This window comes from Exiguobacterium sp. s28, assembly GCF_018618135.1.
Lineage (GTDB): Bacteria > Bacillota > Bacilli > Exiguobacteriales > Exiguobacteriaceae > Exiguobacterium > Exiguobacterium mexicanum_A.
The window spans coordinates 186,265-202,041 of sequence record NZ_JACSLL010000001.1 but is presented as its reverse complement, the minus strand read 5'-3'; the positions used below and the strand labels follow the sequence as shown (position 1 = coordinate 202,041).

15 protein-coding genes are annotated in these 15,777 nt (G+C 54.5%); 13 read left to right on the top strand and 2 right to left on the bottom strand.

Annotated elements, in window-relative coordinates; genetic code table 11:
• The first annotated feature begins 73 nt into the window (after window positions 1–73).
• From KNP78_RS01065 to KNP78_RS01035, 7 genes are all read left to right on the top strand, one after another.
• Window positions 74–475, top strand: coding sequence for a hypothetical protein (locus KNP78_RS01065; protein WP_034778175.1), 402 nt, complete (start codon window positions 74–76; stop codon window positions 473–475).
• Complete coding sequence (locus KNP78_RS01060) at window positions 475–996, top strand: NfeD family protein (protein WP_034778172.1); 522 nt, start codon at window positions 475–477, stop codon at window positions 994–996. The genes KNP78_RS01065 and KNP78_RS01060 overlap by 1 nt, the downstream gene beginning before the upstream one ends.
• A gap of 3 nt (window positions 997–999) precedes the next feature.
• The gene (locus KNP78_RS01055) at window positions 1,000–2,514 is read left to right on the top strand and encodes a flotillin lipid rafts scaffold protein FloT (protein ID WP_034778170.1); all 1,515 of its coding nucleotides are present in this window, start codon (window positions 1,000–1,002) and stop codon (window positions 2,512–2,514) included.
• Window positions 2,515–2,652: 138 nt separating this feature from the next.
• Window positions 2,653–3,624 carry a BMP family lipoprotein gene (locus KNP78_RS01050; RefSeq protein ID WP_034778167.1) on the top strand — a complete coding sequence of 324 codons (972 nt, stop codon included), beginning with the start codon at window positions 2,653–2,655 and terminating at the stop codon, window positions 3,622–3,624.
• Window positions 3,621–5,264, top strand: coding sequence for a methyl-accepting chemotaxis protein (locus KNP78_RS01045; protein ID WP_214712729.1), 1,644 nt, complete (start codon window positions 3,621–3,623; stop codon window positions 5,262–5,264). Before KNP78_RS01050 ends, KNP78_RS01045 begins: the two co-directional genes overlap by 4 nt.
• Before the next feature lie 155 nt (window positions 5,265–5,419).
• Complete coding sequence (locus KNP78_RS01040; protein ID WP_034778163.1) at window positions 5,420–5,989, top strand: helix-hairpin-helix domain-containing protein; 570 nt, start codon at window positions 5,420–5,422, stop codon at window positions 5,987–5,989.
• Window position 5,990: 1 nt separating this feature from the next.
• Window positions 5,991–8,123 (top strand): ComEC/Rec2 family competence protein, encoded by a 2,133-nt coding sequence (locus tag KNP78_RS01035; RefSeq protein WP_214823143.1) that lies wholly within the window; start codon window positions 5,991–5,993, stop codon window positions 8,121–8,123.
• A gap of 59 nt (window positions 8,124–8,182) precedes the next feature.
• Here the strand turns inward: KNP78_RS01035 and KNP78_RS01030 are convergent, their stop codons facing one another.
• Window positions 8,183–8,347 carry a YqzM family protein gene (locus KNP78_RS01030; RefSeq protein WP_016508105.1) on the bottom strand — a complete coding sequence of 55 codons (165 nt, stop codon included), beginning with the start codon at window positions 8,345–8,347 and terminating at the stop codon, window positions 8,183–8,185.
• 90 nt (window positions 8,348–8,437) lie between these two features.
• On the opposite strand from KNP78_RS01030, the gene holA reads away from it, so the two are divergent.
• Together holA and KNP78_RS01020 are read left to right on the top strand one after the other, a co-directional pair.
• Entirely contained in the window at window positions 8,438–9,448 is a 1,011-nt protein-coding gene (gene holA / locus KNP78_RS01025; protein ID WP_353049031.1) for a DNA polymerase III subunit delta, read from the top strand.
• A gap of 9 nt (window positions 9,449–9,457) precedes the next feature.
• On the top strand, window positions 9,458–9,892 hold the full coding sequence (locus KNP78_RS01020) for a GNAT family N-acetyltransferase (protein ID WP_214823141.1): 435 nt from the start codon (window positions 9,458–9,460) through the stop codon (window positions 9,890–9,892).
• Window positions 9,893–9,922: 30 nt separating this feature from the next.
• On the opposite strand, the gene rpsT is transcribed toward KNP78_RS01020, so the two are convergent.
• Window positions 9,923–10,183: a 30S ribosomal protein S20 gene (rpsT, locus tag KNP78_RS01015; protein ID WP_034778152.1), complete on the bottom strand. Its 261-nt coding sequence runs from the start codon at window positions 10,181–10,183 to the stop codon at window positions 9,923–9,925.
• Window positions 10,184–10,402: 219 nt separating this feature from the next.
• Between rpsT and lepA the strand changes: the two genes are divergently transcribed.
• From lepA to KNP78_RS00995, 4 genes are all read left to right on the top strand, one after another.
• Window positions 10,403–12,226 carry a translation elongation factor 4 gene (lepA, locus tag KNP78_RS01010; protein WP_034778150.1) on the top strand — a complete coding sequence of 608 codons (1,824 nt, stop codon included), beginning with the start codon at window positions 10,403–10,405 and terminating at the stop codon, window positions 12,224–12,226.
• A 108-nt stretch (window positions 12,227–12,334) separates the two neighbouring features.
• Window positions 12,335–13,408 carry a 3-phosphoserine/phosphohydroxythreonine transaminase gene (gene serC, locus KNP78_RS01005; RefSeq protein WP_214823140.1) on the top strand — a complete coding sequence of 358 codons (1,074 nt, stop codon included), beginning with the start codon at window positions 12,335–12,337 and terminating at the stop codon, window positions 13,406–13,408.
• On the top strand, window positions 13,386–14,549 hold the full coding sequence (locus KNP78_RS01000; protein ID WP_214823139.1) for a 3-phosphoglycerate dehydrogenase family protein: 1,164 nt from the start codon (window positions 13,386–13,388) through the stop codon (window positions 14,547–14,549). The genes serC and KNP78_RS01000 overlap by 23 nt, the downstream gene beginning before the upstream one ends.
• Before the next feature lie 12 nt (window positions 14,550–14,561).
• Window positions 14,562–15,746: a DUF1015 domain-containing protein gene (locus KNP78_RS00995; protein WP_214823138.1), complete on the top strand. Its 1,185-nt coding sequence runs from the start codon at window positions 14,562–14,564 to the stop codon at window positions 15,744–15,746.
• Window positions 15,747–15,777 lie beyond the last annotated feature (31 nt).

Sequence of the window (15,777 nt, the reverse complement as noted above, 5' to 3'; positions counted from 1 at the left end):
GATATTTTGAAACCAAAGTTTCGCTCTAAACGTATAGACAAGTGAGTAAAGAAAGAAGTGAGGTGAGTCGGAGATGTGGTGGCGCGATGACACGGATGAAGATGAGGCGGGATCTCTCTATAAACATATTCTCGAGCTAGAGGCTAGGATTGCGAAGCTGATCGCCCATCAAGTCAGGGTGCGTCGCCTGCTGATGCAAGAATCGTCGGCCGCGGCGACCGAACAAATCATTGCGCTGCAAGCGGAAGTCGATCATTTTTTATCGCTATTGCGACAAGAGCGAGCGGAAGCGGTCGATCGCTACGATCGCTTGCGTCTCGAACAGACGTTAGGACGTGTGCGGCAGGTGGTCGATCAACCGACCCGGCCTTTGTCCGAATGGGACACGATCGAGCAAGCACTCGCACTCGAAGTCGAACATTTGCGTCGTGTTCTTTCCTATGAACGACAGCGTCGCGCCGAGGAGGAGTGGTAATGGAATCGTTAGATCAGCTGTATTGGTGGGTACTCATCATCGCCGGTCTCGGTACATTTTTGTACATGTTATTTTCAGATGCGTTTGATTTATTCGATGGTTGGTTCAATCCAGCGGTCATCCTGTCATTTTTAGCACTCGGTGCGGGCATCGGCCTCATTTTGAACGCGCTCGCCCATGTGTCCCCGATGATCGGGCTCGCCGTCGCACTCGTCGGATCGTTCGCGCTCACGACGCTCCTGTACTTATTCGTCCTCTTGCCGTTATCGAACGCGGAAGAATCGATCGGGATGACCGATGAATCGCTCGTCGGACTTGTCGGACGGTTGACCGTCCCCGTTCCGGAAGGCGGTTACGGGGAAGTACTCGTCGAATCGGTCATCGGTTCGATTTTAAAGACGGCTCAAAGTGTGGACGGCAAAGCGATTCCGAGTGATCGACGGGTCATCATCATCGAAGTCGAACGAAACATTGCGGTCGTCATGGAATATGACGAGCCGACAATCCGAAAGGAGTTTTAACTTATGAGCACAGCCATATTAGCCAGTATTATCGTCGGGGTGATTTTGCTCGCCTTGATTTTCGTCTTCGTGTTGAAGTATCGCACGGTCGGACCAGATGAGGCGCTCATCGTCACCGGCAGCTACTTGGGGAAAAAGAATGTCCATAGCGACGCGTCGGGCAACCGTGTAAAGATTATCCGCGGGGGCGGAACGTTCGTCTTGCCGGTGTTCCAGCAAGCGGAACCGCTCAGCCTTCTTTCGAGCAAACTTGAAGTGACGACGCCGGAAGTGTACACCGAGCAAGGCGTACCGGTCATGGCGGACGGTACGGCCATCATCAAAATCGGTGGCTCGATCAGCGAGATCGCCACGGCGGCCGAGCAGTTCCTCGGCAAACCGAAAATCGAACGCGAGAACGAGGCGAAAGAAGTGCTCGAAGGTCACCTCCGTTCCATCCTCGGTTCGATGACAGTTGAAGAGATTTATAAGAACCGCGATAAGTTCTCACAAGAAGTCCAACGCGTCGCCTCACAAGACTTGGCGAAAATGGGGCTCGTCATCGTGTCGTTCACGATTAAAGATGTTCGTGACAAGAACGGCTATCTCGAATCACTCGGGAAACCACGAATCGCGCAAGTGAAACGCGATGCTGATATCGCAACGGCCGAAGCGGACAAAGAGACACGCATCAAACAAGCAGAAGCGATGAAAGACGCGAAGAAAGCTGAACTCGAACGGGCTTCGGAAATCGCAGAAGCCGAGAAAGAGAACCAGCTCCGCATCGCCGCCTATCGTCGTGAGCAAGACGTCGCCAAGGCCCGGGCCGACCAAGCGTATGAACTTGAAGAAGCCCGCGCCAAACAAGAAGTCACCGAGCAACAGATGCAAGTCCAAATCATCGAGCGTCAAAAGCAAATCGAGCTCGAAGAGAAAGAAATCATGCGTCGTGAGAAACAATACGATTCAGAAGTGAAGAAAAAGGCCGACGCCGACCGCTATGCGATCGAACAGTCAGCGGAAGCCGACAAGGCGCGTCAAATCGCCTCGGCCGATGCCGAGAAATATCGTATCGAAGCGGAAGCGAAAGCTGACGCCGAACGCGTTCGTCTCGCCGGTGTGGCCGAAGCGGACTCGGAACGGGCCAAAGGGGAAGCCGAAGCCGAGATTATCCGCTTGACGGGTCTCGCCGAAGCCGAAGCGAAACAAAAAATCGCCGAAGCGTTCGAACAGTATGGACAGGCTGCCATTCTCGACATGGTCGTCAAGATGCTTCCGGACTACGCGAAACAGATTGCAGCACCGCTTGGCAATATCGACAAGATCACGGTCGTCGATACGGGCAGCGGGAAAGATGGGGGTGCCGGCAAAGTCACAGGCTACGCCACAGACTTGATGGCATCGCTCCAACAGACGCTCAAAGCGTCGTCAGGAATCGACATGAAAGATTTACTCGACAATTTTGCCGGGAAAGGCAACGTCCAGCCGAGCGCGAATCGCGAATTGAGCGAATCGACGTTCGCCGCGACCGAAGAGTGAGCCGAGAGCCACAGACAATCGTCTGTGGCTTTTTTGTTTCGTGCGGATTCCTCTAAATTTGATAGGAAAGACTTCAAACTCGATTGGTTTCTGACGATAAGGGAGATGTCAGACCATTAGAGAGAGGAAGTAGCTATTATGAAGAAATCACTCATCATCGGCTTGTTGGCCGCATGTGTGACTTGGTTGCCCGGTTGTCAGTCTGTCATCGACCAACCGGAACAAACCGTGGAAACACGTCAATCGATGGGCGTCGTCTTGTCCGATGTTGGTCTCGGGGACCAATCGTTCAGCGACGCGGCGATGCGCGGCATGGGGCAACTCCGGGAGACAGGGAAATGGTTCGTCGACTATCGCGAGCTTGCCGAGACGGAGACATATAAAGCGGGGTTCGAACAGCTCGTCGCGGACGGACATGATGTTATCATCGGTCTTGGTTTCGCATGTCAGACGGATCTTGAAGCGGTGGCGGCCGAACATCCAGAGCAACAGTTCGCGTTGATTGATGCCGTATCGACGTTACCGAACGTCATCTCGGTGACGTTCCAAGAGACGGAAGGCAGTGCACTCGCCGGGGCAGTCGCGGGGCTCGAGACGGAATCGAATAAAATCGGTTTCATCGGGGGTGTCGACAACGAGCTGATTCAAAAATTCGGGACCGGCTTCGAGCTCGGTGCAAAAGGCGTGAATGAAGACGTAACGATGCTCGTCGATTACGCCAACGATTTTGCCTCGCCTGAAATCGGACGTAAGTTGGCTGAGAAACAGATTGAAGCCGGAGCGGACGTGCTGTACGCCGCTGCAGGACTGACAGGGGTCGGTGTCTTAGAAGCAGCGGAACGGAACGGCGTGAAAGCGATTGGCGTCGATAGCGACCAATCGATGATCGCACCGGACGCGGTCATCACGTCGATGTTGAAACAAGTCGATTTGGCCATCGTCGAAATCGCGGATCGGGTCGAAGCGAAGGCGTTCAACGCTCACGTCGAACTCGGGATCGATCAAGGCGGTGTCGGTTTGGCCGCTCTTCGTCGTGTCCAATGGGATGACGACGAGACAAAACGGTTCGAGGCGTTTCAGAAACAGTTGATGGAGGGGACGCTGAAATGAGCTTACGGAAACGGTTCATCTTTTCGACCGTGTTCACGGTCTTATTGATTGTCTTGATGATGAGTTATGTCTTGTCGACGTTGAATCGTCTGCAAACTTATAACGAGCAGTACGGCACCCAGATGATTGAGTTGTCCCAACTCGAGACGTCGCTCTTGCAGGAGCAGTCCCTTTGGACCTCGCTCGGTGAGCAGATGAGCCAATCGACGCTCACGCAGCTCGAGCGGATTCGGACGACAAACACGGAGACGTTTACGACATTGAAACAGACGTATCTTATTCCTGAATTTGCGAACCACCTCGAACGTGCGACGATGAAGTACGAGCGGATCGGAGCGGAGGTCGAGGCGGCCGAGGCCGGCGGGATTGCCGCCCGGATTCAAGCGGCGAAGCTTGAAGGGGTATTGAACGATGTGAATACGCTCCTCTTGAAAAATGGAACATTCTACGAGGCGTTACAAGCCGAGGCGGCGAGTGAGACGAAACGTCTCCTGCTCGTGTCCGTATTGTTGACGGTCTTTGTCATCGTCGCGCTCAGTGTATACAACTTCTTCTTCGCCCGCTCGATCACCCACCCGCTCGAACGTAACGTCGAGGCGGCGGAAGCGATCGCGGCCGGACGATTGATCACGCTGCCGGATTCGACGCGACGTGATGAAATCGGACGCTTAGAACGAGCGATGCGGGAAATGACGATGTCGCTCCAGACGGTCATCGGTTCCATCCGTGTCACGTCGATGAAAGTGAACGATATGACAGAGACGGCGGCTGCTGAGAACGAGGCCGTGGTCAGTACGACATCGAACATCACGAATGCCGTCGATGAGATGGCGAACGGGGCCCAGTCGATTGCGACCGAACTGCAAGAGACACTTGAATCGGTCGGCATCATGGCGACCTCGTTCGAGACAAGTTTGAACCAGACGAAGCAGACGACCGAACAGACGTCTGAGATGACACGCGAAGTCGCAGCCGGCATCGAGACGTTGACGGACCAGGAAGCGATTTTAGCACGTTCGAGCGAACGTAACGCATCGCTCGTCAACCGGATGGATGATTTCGCCCGGAAAACAGAAGAAATCGAAAAAATGGCGAAGCTCGTGGAAGATGTCGCCGCCCAGACGAACTTGCTCGCCTTGAATGCGGCCATTGAGGCTGCACGGGCAGGGGAGGCAGGACGAGGTTTTGCAGTCGTCGCCAGCGAAGTGAAGAAATTGGCAGAGGAGAGCAACGTCGCGACACGTTCCATCTTTGGTGTCGTCCAGACGATCCGGGACGAGGTCGTCCGCTTGACGGACATGGTCGAAGAGTCGAGTCGGGAACAGACGGCACAGCTCGAGGCGTTCGGAATGACGAAGCAGGCGTTCAATCGAATCCATGACCGCACGGACCACGTCGCCTCGTTTGTCAGTACGATTGAACGCGAGATGGTCGCGTCGAGTTCGGAAGTGACGAACGTCTTGAAACGGGTCGAGGAAGTGAGCGGTGTCACCGAGGAACTTGCGGCGGGGAACGAAGAAGTCGCAGCCTCGATGAAAGAACAGCAAGCGAGCTTCGATCAGATTTTCGCCTTGATGCAAGAGTTAGAAGGACAAGCCGCGGCACTCGCGAGCCAAGTTCAACATTTTGAAGAGCACTGAGACAAGTTTCGGCTTGTCTCTTTTTTGTCGTCTCGCTATGTACGGGAAGCGGATGCCTTCGTCCGATAGGCGCGTGGAAAACGACGAGTTCGGCCTCGGCACAGATGACAACGTTTCTTCATACTATAGAAAAGACTCGCTCGAGGAGGGGACGTATGGAGAAGTGGAAACGATATGTCGTCGTGCTGCTGATCGGACTGTTTATCGGGGTGGGCTATATGTTTTATTCGAAAGAACCGGAGACGCCGATGGTCGAACAGTTCGTTGCGACACCCGAACCGGAAGTCGAGCCGAGCGTCCCGACCGAAATCGTTGTCTATGTGACCGGGGCGGTCGAGGCACCGGACATGTATACGATGCCACAAGGGGCGCGTGTCGGTGACGTGTTGTCACTCGCTGTCTTGACGGATGAGGCCGACCCCGAACAATTGAACTTGGCCCAACTGCTCGTCGATGGGACGAAAGTGAGCGTCCCGAAAAAAGGGGAGACGGTCGTTGTGCCGGCCGCTGAAGAAGCGAGCGGGGGGACGAACGGGGTCCATGTCAACAGTGCGACGAAGGACGAACTGATGACCGTACCGGGCATCGGCCCGGCCAAAGCCGAGGCGATTCTCAATCATTTGAAACAACATGGGCCGTTCAAGTCATACGAAGAGATTGGCAACGTCAAAGGATTCGGGGAGAAGACGTTAGAAAGCATGGAAGGCTATTTATTGGTCCCGTGACATGCCGCTGTATCCACTATTGCCGATCAGCCTATTGATTGCCGGGATGTACGGGTCGGTCGCCCTCTGCCTCCTGTTGTCTGTCGCCATCGCGTTCACCTGTCGCGGTCAATCCGTCTATACGCATATCGGCGCCGTCCTGCTCGTCCTGTTCGTGTTCGTACGTCCTAACGCCGAACCGTTGCCGGAGGACGGGCCCTATCTGTTCGCCATCGAGAGCCGGCGGGACAACGGACTATCAGCGCGGCTGTATGGACAAATCGACGGCACGGAAGGTGTGTTGACCGGTCGTGACCTCGCGCTCGGTCGTCCCGGAGAGACGTGCCTCGTCACGTTCACGCAAACCCCGTTCGCACCGCTGCGTAATACGGGCGGATTTAATGAGGCGGCGTGGGCGCTCGGAGCCGGTCTGACGTTCAAAGGGAGTGACGTCGCCATCGAGGCGTGTCGTCCGAGTGACGGGATAGCGGGGCGGATGCTCCGCTGGAAAGAACGACAGCTCGCGAGAATCGAGGCAACGTATCGACCAGATGTGGCACTATATATGGAGGCGTTATTGTTTGGGGAGAGCCGGTTGCTCGACGAGGACACCTCGTTCTCTTACCGGGTGACCGGTCTGCTGCATCTACTCGTCATCTCCGGGTCACATATCGCGCTCCTCGTGCTCGGGCTGCGTTGGTTGACGAAACCGTTACCGTTCCAACGCGAGATGAAAACGCTGTTGATACTCGTGGCGGTCACGTTGTTCGGATGGTTGACCGGATTTTCGCCGCCGGTGGCGCGGGCCGTGCTCGTCGCCGACGTCCTGCTCGGGCTGTCCTTGTTCGGCTATCGTGTCCGTGACCCGATTCGGCTGCTCAGTTGGTGCGCGGCGTTCTTGCTCGCCTTGCATCCGTACTTGTTGTGGAATTTAGGGTTTCAGTTGACGGTCGCGATGACGTTGTTCCTGCTCGTGACCCGTTCGATTTGGACCGGGCCGTTCGGACTGGCCGTATATGCCCAATGGTTCGGGCTCATCTTGTTATGGCCCGTCCAACCGATTATCTCGGTGCTGGCACCCGTGTATAACGTCGTCGGTGCGTTTTTAATCTCCTGGGTCGTCATTCCGCTTGCCTTGGTCGCGTACATCGTGCCGACCGCCGAACAGTTCTTGCATCCGATTCTCGATGGCCTGAACGGGACGTTCGCCTTGCATCACGACTGGCAGCCGTGGCTCCCGCTGCATGAGTTTACGTTTTGGCACGCTCTTGCCTTGGCGATCGTCCTCTGGGGCGGATTGATGCTCCTCGAATGGAAACGGTGGAGCGGTTGGGGGCTGGCCGTGCTCGGCTTAATGCTCATGCATGGCGGCCTTGAATGGGGCGAGGAGCCACGCGTCACATTTTTGGATGTCGGGCAAGGCGATGCCGTCGTCGTCGAGTATGGCGAGGTCACGGGCGTCATCGATGTCGGCGGGGTGTTTCAAGACCCGAAGGAATCGAAGCGGTCCACGTATGACCCGGGAGCGGACGTCGTCGCCCCGTACATATGGAAACGGGGGGAGACACGTCTCGATTTTTTGTTGCTCACCCATGCCGATCATGATCACGTCGGCGGACTGTCCGGGTTACTCTCGTCCATCGACGTCGATGAGGTATGGTTGTCGGCGGAAGTGGCGGATCCAGCCAAACGAGATGCTTTGCTGGCCGAGCTGGCGGCCTATCAGGTCCCGGTCCGTCTCCTGAAGAGCGGGGACCGGCCGTACCCGTGGATGTGGGTCGTCGCACCGGGTGAGGCAGGCGAGGACGAGAATGCGAACTCGGTGTCGCTGTTCATGCAGGTCGGGATGCTCACGTATTTATTGACTGGGGATTTGCCGGATACGAAGGAAGGGATGATTCCAACTGTTGATGTCGATGTGTTCAAACTCGGACATCATGGGTCGAACACATCATCGAGCGAGGAGCTGTTGCACCGGATTGATCCGGAATGGGTCATCATCAGTGTCGGCCGGAACAATCGGTACGGACATCCGCATCTCGACACGTTACAACGTCTCGGAGGAAGGCGGGTATTGCGGACCGACGAGGACGGGATGGTCGTCTGTGAACGAAATCGGTGTCGTGGGATTGTGACGAAGGCGATACCGCCATGAAAAACTATGATAAACTAAAAAAGCGATTGCTCCCCCGGGGCAATCGCTTTCTGACTGACTTATAAGCTCAAGAACTTGATGAGGACACCGATCGCGAAGATGGTGAAGAAAAAGCCGAACGGGACGATGAAGCCGATTGCTGAATCGATGGCATCGTTACGTTTGCACTGCACGTCGTTCTCGAACGGGTTTTCGCTTTGTGGGCGAACAGAGTTAATATGCATAGTGAGTCCCTCCTTGAAATGGTTCCGTCCTAAGTATAGCGAATCAGTGAAGGATAATCTATGTTTAGATAAGAATAAATTGTGAAAGTGGTGTGTGTTTTGAATGAACCGTGGCTGCATAACGGAAAGTTGTCGAACGTGTATGTCCTATTTGGGACAGAGAAATATTTACTAGAGACGTGGGAACGGGCGATCATCAAAGCCGCCAACCCGTCTGGTGATCAATTTGATGTCATGCAGCTCGACTTGCACGAGACGTCACTCGATACGGCGCTTGATGAAGCGGAGACGGTACCTTTTTTCAGTGAGTATCGGACCGTCATCGTCAAACATGCCCAGTTTTTGACGGGGGCGAAAGAAAAGCAGAAACAAAACGTCGAGCGCTTGACGGAATACGTCTTACAACCGGCGCCTTACTCTGTGCTCGTCTTTGTCATTGAAGCGGAAAAACTCGATGAACGAAAAAAAGTTGTCAAACGCCTGAAAGAACGGGCCATCGTCCTCGAAGCAAAAAAACCGAGCCAATCCGAATTAATGCGTTACGTCGGCGACGAATTGAATCGTCGTGGTCAAAAGATGGAGCGGGCGACCGTCGAGCGTCTGTTGTTCCTCTGTCAGGACGATTGGGGAAAACTCGTGCGCGAGCTTGAGAAGTTACAACTTTATGCGAGTGAAGGCGCCGACATCCCGATGGAGATCGTCAACGACTTGGTCCCACGGACGCTCGAGGATAACGTATTCCAGCTATCCGAGTTTTTAGTGGCCCGACGTGCGGATGCTGCGCTTCGGCTTGTACGGGATTTGGAGAAACAGGGGCAGGAATTGATCGGTCTGTTGTCGCTCCTCGCCCGGCAGTACCGGAATATGTATCTGGCCAAACAGTTGACGGAGAAAGGTTACGGCGAGAAGCAAATCGCCTCGAAAATCGGGGCGCATCCATATACGGTAAAACTCGCCTCACAAGCGAGCCGGAATTTCTCAGAGGCCCAGCTCGCCCGGGCGCTGACGATGATTGCCGATGCGGACGAGGCGATGAAGACGGGACGGGGCGACAAGCAAATCGTCTTTGACACACTCGTCTGCCAATTAACGTTACTGTGAGGTGAAGACATGGGATTACAGGAAGTGAGACTCGTGGACGTGATTCCGCTCCGGCATGAAGTGTTACGGCCGGGACAGGCAGTCGAGACATGTTATTTTGAAGGGGATGACGCCGAGACGACGCGTCACTTTGCCTGGGTCGAAGACGGTCGTGTCGTGTCGATTGCGACCGTGATGGAAGTGGGGCGTGACTTCGACGGTCAGACGGTGCCGTATCAGCTCAGAGGGATGGCAACGGACCCGGCATTTGCTGGCCAAGGAATTGGCTCGTCCTTTTTACAGGCGTTGCATGAAGCGGTCAGTGATTCGTGGTGGTGCAACGCTCGAGCGATCGCCGTCCGGTTCTATGAACGGAACGGATTGGTGACGGTCGGTGACGCGTTCGACATTCCAGGGATTGGACCCCATTATGTGATGAAGTACGAAAAAACAGCCGGCTCCTAATGGAGGCGGCTGTTTCGTTTTAGTCTCTAATTAGAGAGCTGCGATGCGAGCTGCGAGACGTGATTTGTCACGACCTGCTTTGTTTTGGTGGATTAGACCTTTTGCTGCAGCCTTGTCGATTTTCTTCGTAGCGAGGACGAAAGCTTCTTGAGCCGCTTCTTTGTTACCTTCTACAACGAGAGTATCAACACGTTTTACTGCTGTACGCATTGCTGCTTTCTCTTGCGAGTTCGCTACGCGACGCTTTTCAGAAGTTTTTGCACGTTTGATTGCTGATTTGATATTTGCCATGTTATTTCACCTCCTGAAACAAGAAAGTGTATGTTCTCATTACTTCAAGTAATCATTCAACAGAACAAGCACAATTGTAGCAAACGGTTATTCGAAAAGCAACCACTTGATGATTATTCTGAAAACTATATGTGGTATTGTTGTAGTAGGTCGTACACATTAACTTAGGATTTTGATATAATGACACGGTATGCATGAGAAGGATAGGTGAACCCATATATGAACAAACAAGAATTAGAGAATCGTCAGAAGAGAATACGGAACTTTTCCATCATCGCCCACATCGACCATGGGAAGTCGACACTCGCTGACCGGATTCTCGAGAGAACTGGTGCGCTCACAGCGCGTGAAATGAAAGAACAGACGCTTGATGCGATGGATCTCGAACGGGAACGTGGGATCACAATCAAATTGAACGCCGTTAAATTGAACTATACCGCAAAAGATGGCGAAGAGTACATCCTTCATTTGATCGATACACCGGGACACGTCGACTTCACATATGAAGTGTCGCGTTCGCTCGCAGCCTGTGAAGGGGCGGTCCTTGTCGTCGATGCGGCTCAAGGGATTGAAGCTCAGACACTCGCGAACGTTTATCTCGCGCTTGATAACGACCTTGAAATCATCCCGGTCATCAACAAGATCGACTTGCCATCGGCTGACGTCGAACGCGTCCGTCAAGAAATTGAGGATGTGATCGGACTTGACGCTAGTGACGCTGTGCCGGCTTCTGCCAAGGCGGGAATCGGGATTGAAGAGATTCTCGAGCAAGTCGTCGAACTCGTTCCGCCACCGACCGGTGACCCGTCGGCACCGCTCCAAGCACTTATCTTCGACTCGTATTATGACGCCTATCGTGGCGTCGTCGCCTCGATCCGAATCGTCAACGGTTCGGTCAAAGTCGGGGACAAAGTCCAAATGATGTCGACCGGTAAATCGTTCGACGTGACGGATCTCGGCGTCTCGACACCGAAACCGGTCTCGGTGAAGGAACTGAACGTCGGTGATGTCGGTACGTTATCGGCGTCAATCAAGACGGTCGGCGACGTCCGCGTCGGTGATACGATCACGCTCGCTAAAAATCCATCGACGGAACAGCTTCCGGGCTACCGGAAAATGAACCCGATGGTGTACTGTGGTCTGTATCCGATCGATGCTGCCAAATATAACGATTTACGTGAAGCGCTCGAACGGCTTCAGTTATCGGATGCGGCGCTCGAATTCGAGCCGGAGACGTCGCAAGCACTTGGTTTCGGATTCCGCAGCGGATTCCTCGGCATGCTTCACATGGAAATCATTCAAGAGCGAATCGAGCGTGAGTTCGGGATCGACTTGATCACGACGGCGCCATCGGTTATCTATCACGTCACAACGACGGCCGGCGACGTCATCCATGTCGATAACCCGTCGAAAATGCCGGAACAACAAAAAGTCGAGTCGATTGAAGAGCCTTACGTCAAAGCGGCCATCATGACACCGAACGACTATGTCGGTGCCATCATGGAACTTTGTCAGAAGAAGCGCGGCAGCTTCATCGACATGCAGTATATCGATACGACGCGTGTCAAAATCACGTACGACATCCCGCTCAGTGAAATCGTCTATGACTTCTTCGACCAGTTGAAGTCGAGCACGAAAGGATATGCGTCGCTTGATTACGACTTGATTGGTTATCGCCCGTCACGCCTCGTCAAGATGGATATCCTCCTCAACAACGAACTTGTCGATGCGCTCAGCTTCATCGTGCACCGCGATTTCGCCTACGAACGTGGGAAGGTCATCGTTGAGAAATTGAAGGCGCTCATTCCGCGTATGCAGTTCGAAGTGCCGATTCAGGCAGCGGTCGGAACGAAGATCGTGGCCCGTTCGACAATCAAGGCGCTCCGTAAAAACGTCCTCGCCAAATGTTACGGCGGCGATATCTCACGGAAACGTAAATTGCTCGAGAAACAAAAAGAAGGTAAAAAGCGCATGAAGATGGTTGGTTCTGTCGAAGTGCCGCAAGAAGCGTTCATGTCCGTCTTGTCGATGGACGAAGAATAATCGTTCGCCCTTATCTACGGATGAGGGCGTTTTTTTCGCATTTGGCAGGATTCGGTGGGCCAGGTACGGAATAGTACCCACTTACAGATAAATAGAGGAGGAGTGGCGGTGCCGATATATAATTTTTCAGCAGGGCCGGGCGTATTGCCAGAACCTGTCTTACGAGAAGTGCAAGCCGAGTTTCTTACCTATAAACATGGGGTGTCCATCGTCGAGATGAGCCACCGCTCCGACACGTTCGCGACGATCGTCGAGCAGCTCGAGACGAGACTGCGGCGATTGATGCAGATTCCAGACGATTACGCCGTCCTGTTCCTTCAAGGTGGGGCGACGCTTCAATTTTCAATGGTGCCGATGAACCTACGGGAATCGGGTCGCTTCGCCTATCTAGACAGTGGGACATGGTCGAAGAAAGCGATCAATGACGCAAAACACTTTGGTGACGTCATCGTCGTCGGTAGTTCAGCGTCATCCAACTACGACGCAATCCCGGAGTGGCCGGAGCATATTCAGCATGTGGATTATCTTCACGTGACGTTGAACAATACGATCGAAGGGACGCGCTATACGACGTTGCCGGATACGAACGTCCCGCTCGTCGCCGACATCTCGTCGAACATTTTAGCGGAAGCGATCGATGTACAGCGCTATGGTCTCTTGTACGCAGGTGCCCAAAAAAATATCGGTCCGGCCGGCTTGACGATTGTCATCATCCGTCGTGACTTGGTCACCGAGCGCGATTTGCCGTCGTATCTGGCTTACAGCAAGCATGTCGACACGCTACTCAACACCCCGTCGACGTTCAGCTTATATGTCGCTGAGCGGGTTCTCGCTTGGGTCGAGACCGAAGGGGGCGTCGACGAGATGGAACGCCGTAACGAAAAGAAGAGCAAGCTGTTATATGACGCCTTGGATACGTCACCGGTATTTCACGCGCTCGTCTCCGGCAAGGATCGGTCGCTGACGAATATCCCGTTCACGAGCGGAAATGACGCGACGGATGAAGCGTTCCGGCAGTTTGCGGAGATGCGCGGGTTGATCGAGCTCGGGGGTCATCGGTCGGTCGGGGGTCTTCGAGCGAGCCTTTATAATGCGATGCCACTTGAAGGTGTGACGCGTCTCATTGACGTGATGCACGAGTTTGAACAGGAGGGACAAGATGTTTCATATAAAAACGTATAACCAAATCGCCCAAGACGGGCTAAGACGCTTCGAACCGAGCGAGTACGTCGTCAATGATGCGGAGCAAGCCGACGCCTGGGTCATTCGGAGTCATGACGTCCATCAGGCGGACATCCCGCCCTATTTGCTGGCCATCGCCCGGGCCGGTGCCGGTGTGAACAACATTCCGCTCGAACGGTTAGCTCGTCAAGGCGTCGTCGTCTTCCATACACCGGGTGCGAATGCGAACGCCGTCAAGGAACTCGTGCTCGCCAGCATGCTGTTGTCGGTTCGACCGATTTTAGAAGGGACGAACTGGGTCAACGGTCATACGTTTTCCGATCAGGCGTCGCTCGAGCAGGCGATGGAAGACGAGAAACGGCGCTTTGTCGGGTCTGAGCTAAGAGGCAAGCGAGTCGGGATCATCGGTCTCGGTGCGATCGGCGCGTCGCTCGCCAACGACTTGCTCCACCTTGGCATCGACGTCGTCGGCTACGACCCGCATTTATCGGTCGACGCGGCGTGGAACATCTCGCAACAAGTGAAGCGGGCGAAGCAGTTGAGCGAATTGCTCGCAGATGTCGATATCCTGTCGATTCATATGCCGCTCACCGATGACACGCGTCACATGATTGATGCGACGTGGTTCAAACAGATGAAACCGGGCGCCACCATCTTGAATTTCGCCCGCGGTGAGCTCGTGAACGATTCCGATTTGCTCGAGGCGCTCGATGAGAACGTCGCGACGTACATCACCGACTTCCCGAAACAGGCGCTGCTCGGTCATCCGCAAGTCGTCGCCTTCCCGCATCTCGGGGCGTCGACGCACGAGTCTGAGGTGAACTGTGCGATTCAAGCCGTCGATACGCTCAAACTGTACTTAGAGACCGGTAACATTCGTAACTCGGCCAACTTCCCGAACGCGGAACTTCCGTATGTCGGGAAGCGGCGTTTGGCGGTACTTCATTTGAACGTCCCGAACATGGTCGGTCAAATCGCGAGCCGGCTCGCCGAAAACGGAATCAATATCGATAACATGGTCAACCGGAGCCGCAACGATGTGGCCTATACATTGATCGACATCGACAACCATAAACATGAGACGTTATCCGTGCATGCCCTATATGACATCGAGGGTGTCATGCGCGTCCGCGAATTTTAAGGAGGAATGACCATGGTCGTATTTAAACCGTTTGCCCCGTATATGCCGAAACACCCCGAGGCGGTCGCTGCCGCCCCGTACGATATCGTCACTGTCGAACAGGCGCGTGAAGACGTCGAACAGCGTCCCGATTCTTTTCTTTCGGTCGATAAACCAGAACTGTTCACGGCGGACATGCCGCTCGACGCCTGGGGACGCAGAGCCCGTCATGAGCTCGAACGGCTCTATGAATCAGAATTGACCGAGCGGACACATGGGTTTTACGTCTACCGGCTCACCGACCACGGACATGTGCAGACCGGACTCGTTGCCACGTTCTCGGTGACTGATTATGAGGCAGGAAGAATCAAAATCCACGAGCACACACGTGAGGTGAAAGAGCGTGAACGGGTCGAACACGTATCGGCGACGAAAGCGCACACCGGCCCGATTTTGATGAGTCACGTCCCGGACGAAGGATTGCGTCGTATCTTGGACGACGCGACGACAGGAGAGGCGTTGTTTGCCTTCACGGACAGTGAAGGTGTCATCCATGAAGGCTATGCCGTGCCATCCAAGCATCAAGCACGCGTCATCATGCTCGGGGCCAGCATTCCGGCCATCTATATCGCCGATGGGCATCACCGGGCCAAAGCCGCAGCTGTCGTCGCCCGGAGCCCGATCCATGAAGGGGAATCGAAACAAGAGCGGGACCACTTCCTCGGCGTCTTGTTCCCGAGCGATGAGCTGACGATTTTGCCGTATCATCGCATTTTGAACGATGTGGCGCCAGAAGAAGTCAGAGCGTTGCTTGACGGTTTAGCTTTCTCGTATGAGATTGAATCGGTGCCTGCCTTACACGTCCCGAACGAACGGGGCACGTTCGGTTTGTCTTACCGGGGCGAGCATTTCATGCTCAAAAAACGGCAGACGACGACGGCACTCGACGTCGCGACGTTGCAACGGGATGTGCTCGAGCCGTATTTCCATGTCAAAGACGTACGGACGGACAAACGAATCGATTTCATCGGCGGCAAAGATGCCCCGACGCGCCTCGCCGACTTGGCTGAACGTGATGACGTCGTCGTGTTGACGTGTCACGCCACGGCGATGGAAGAGCTGATGCGCGTCGCCGACGAGAGCGGTCAAATGCCGCCGAAATCGACGTGGTTCGAACCGAAATTGAAGAGCGGTCTGTTCATTCATCGGTTCGATTGAACGTGCAGAGTGGCGTCACGGCGTGAAAAGC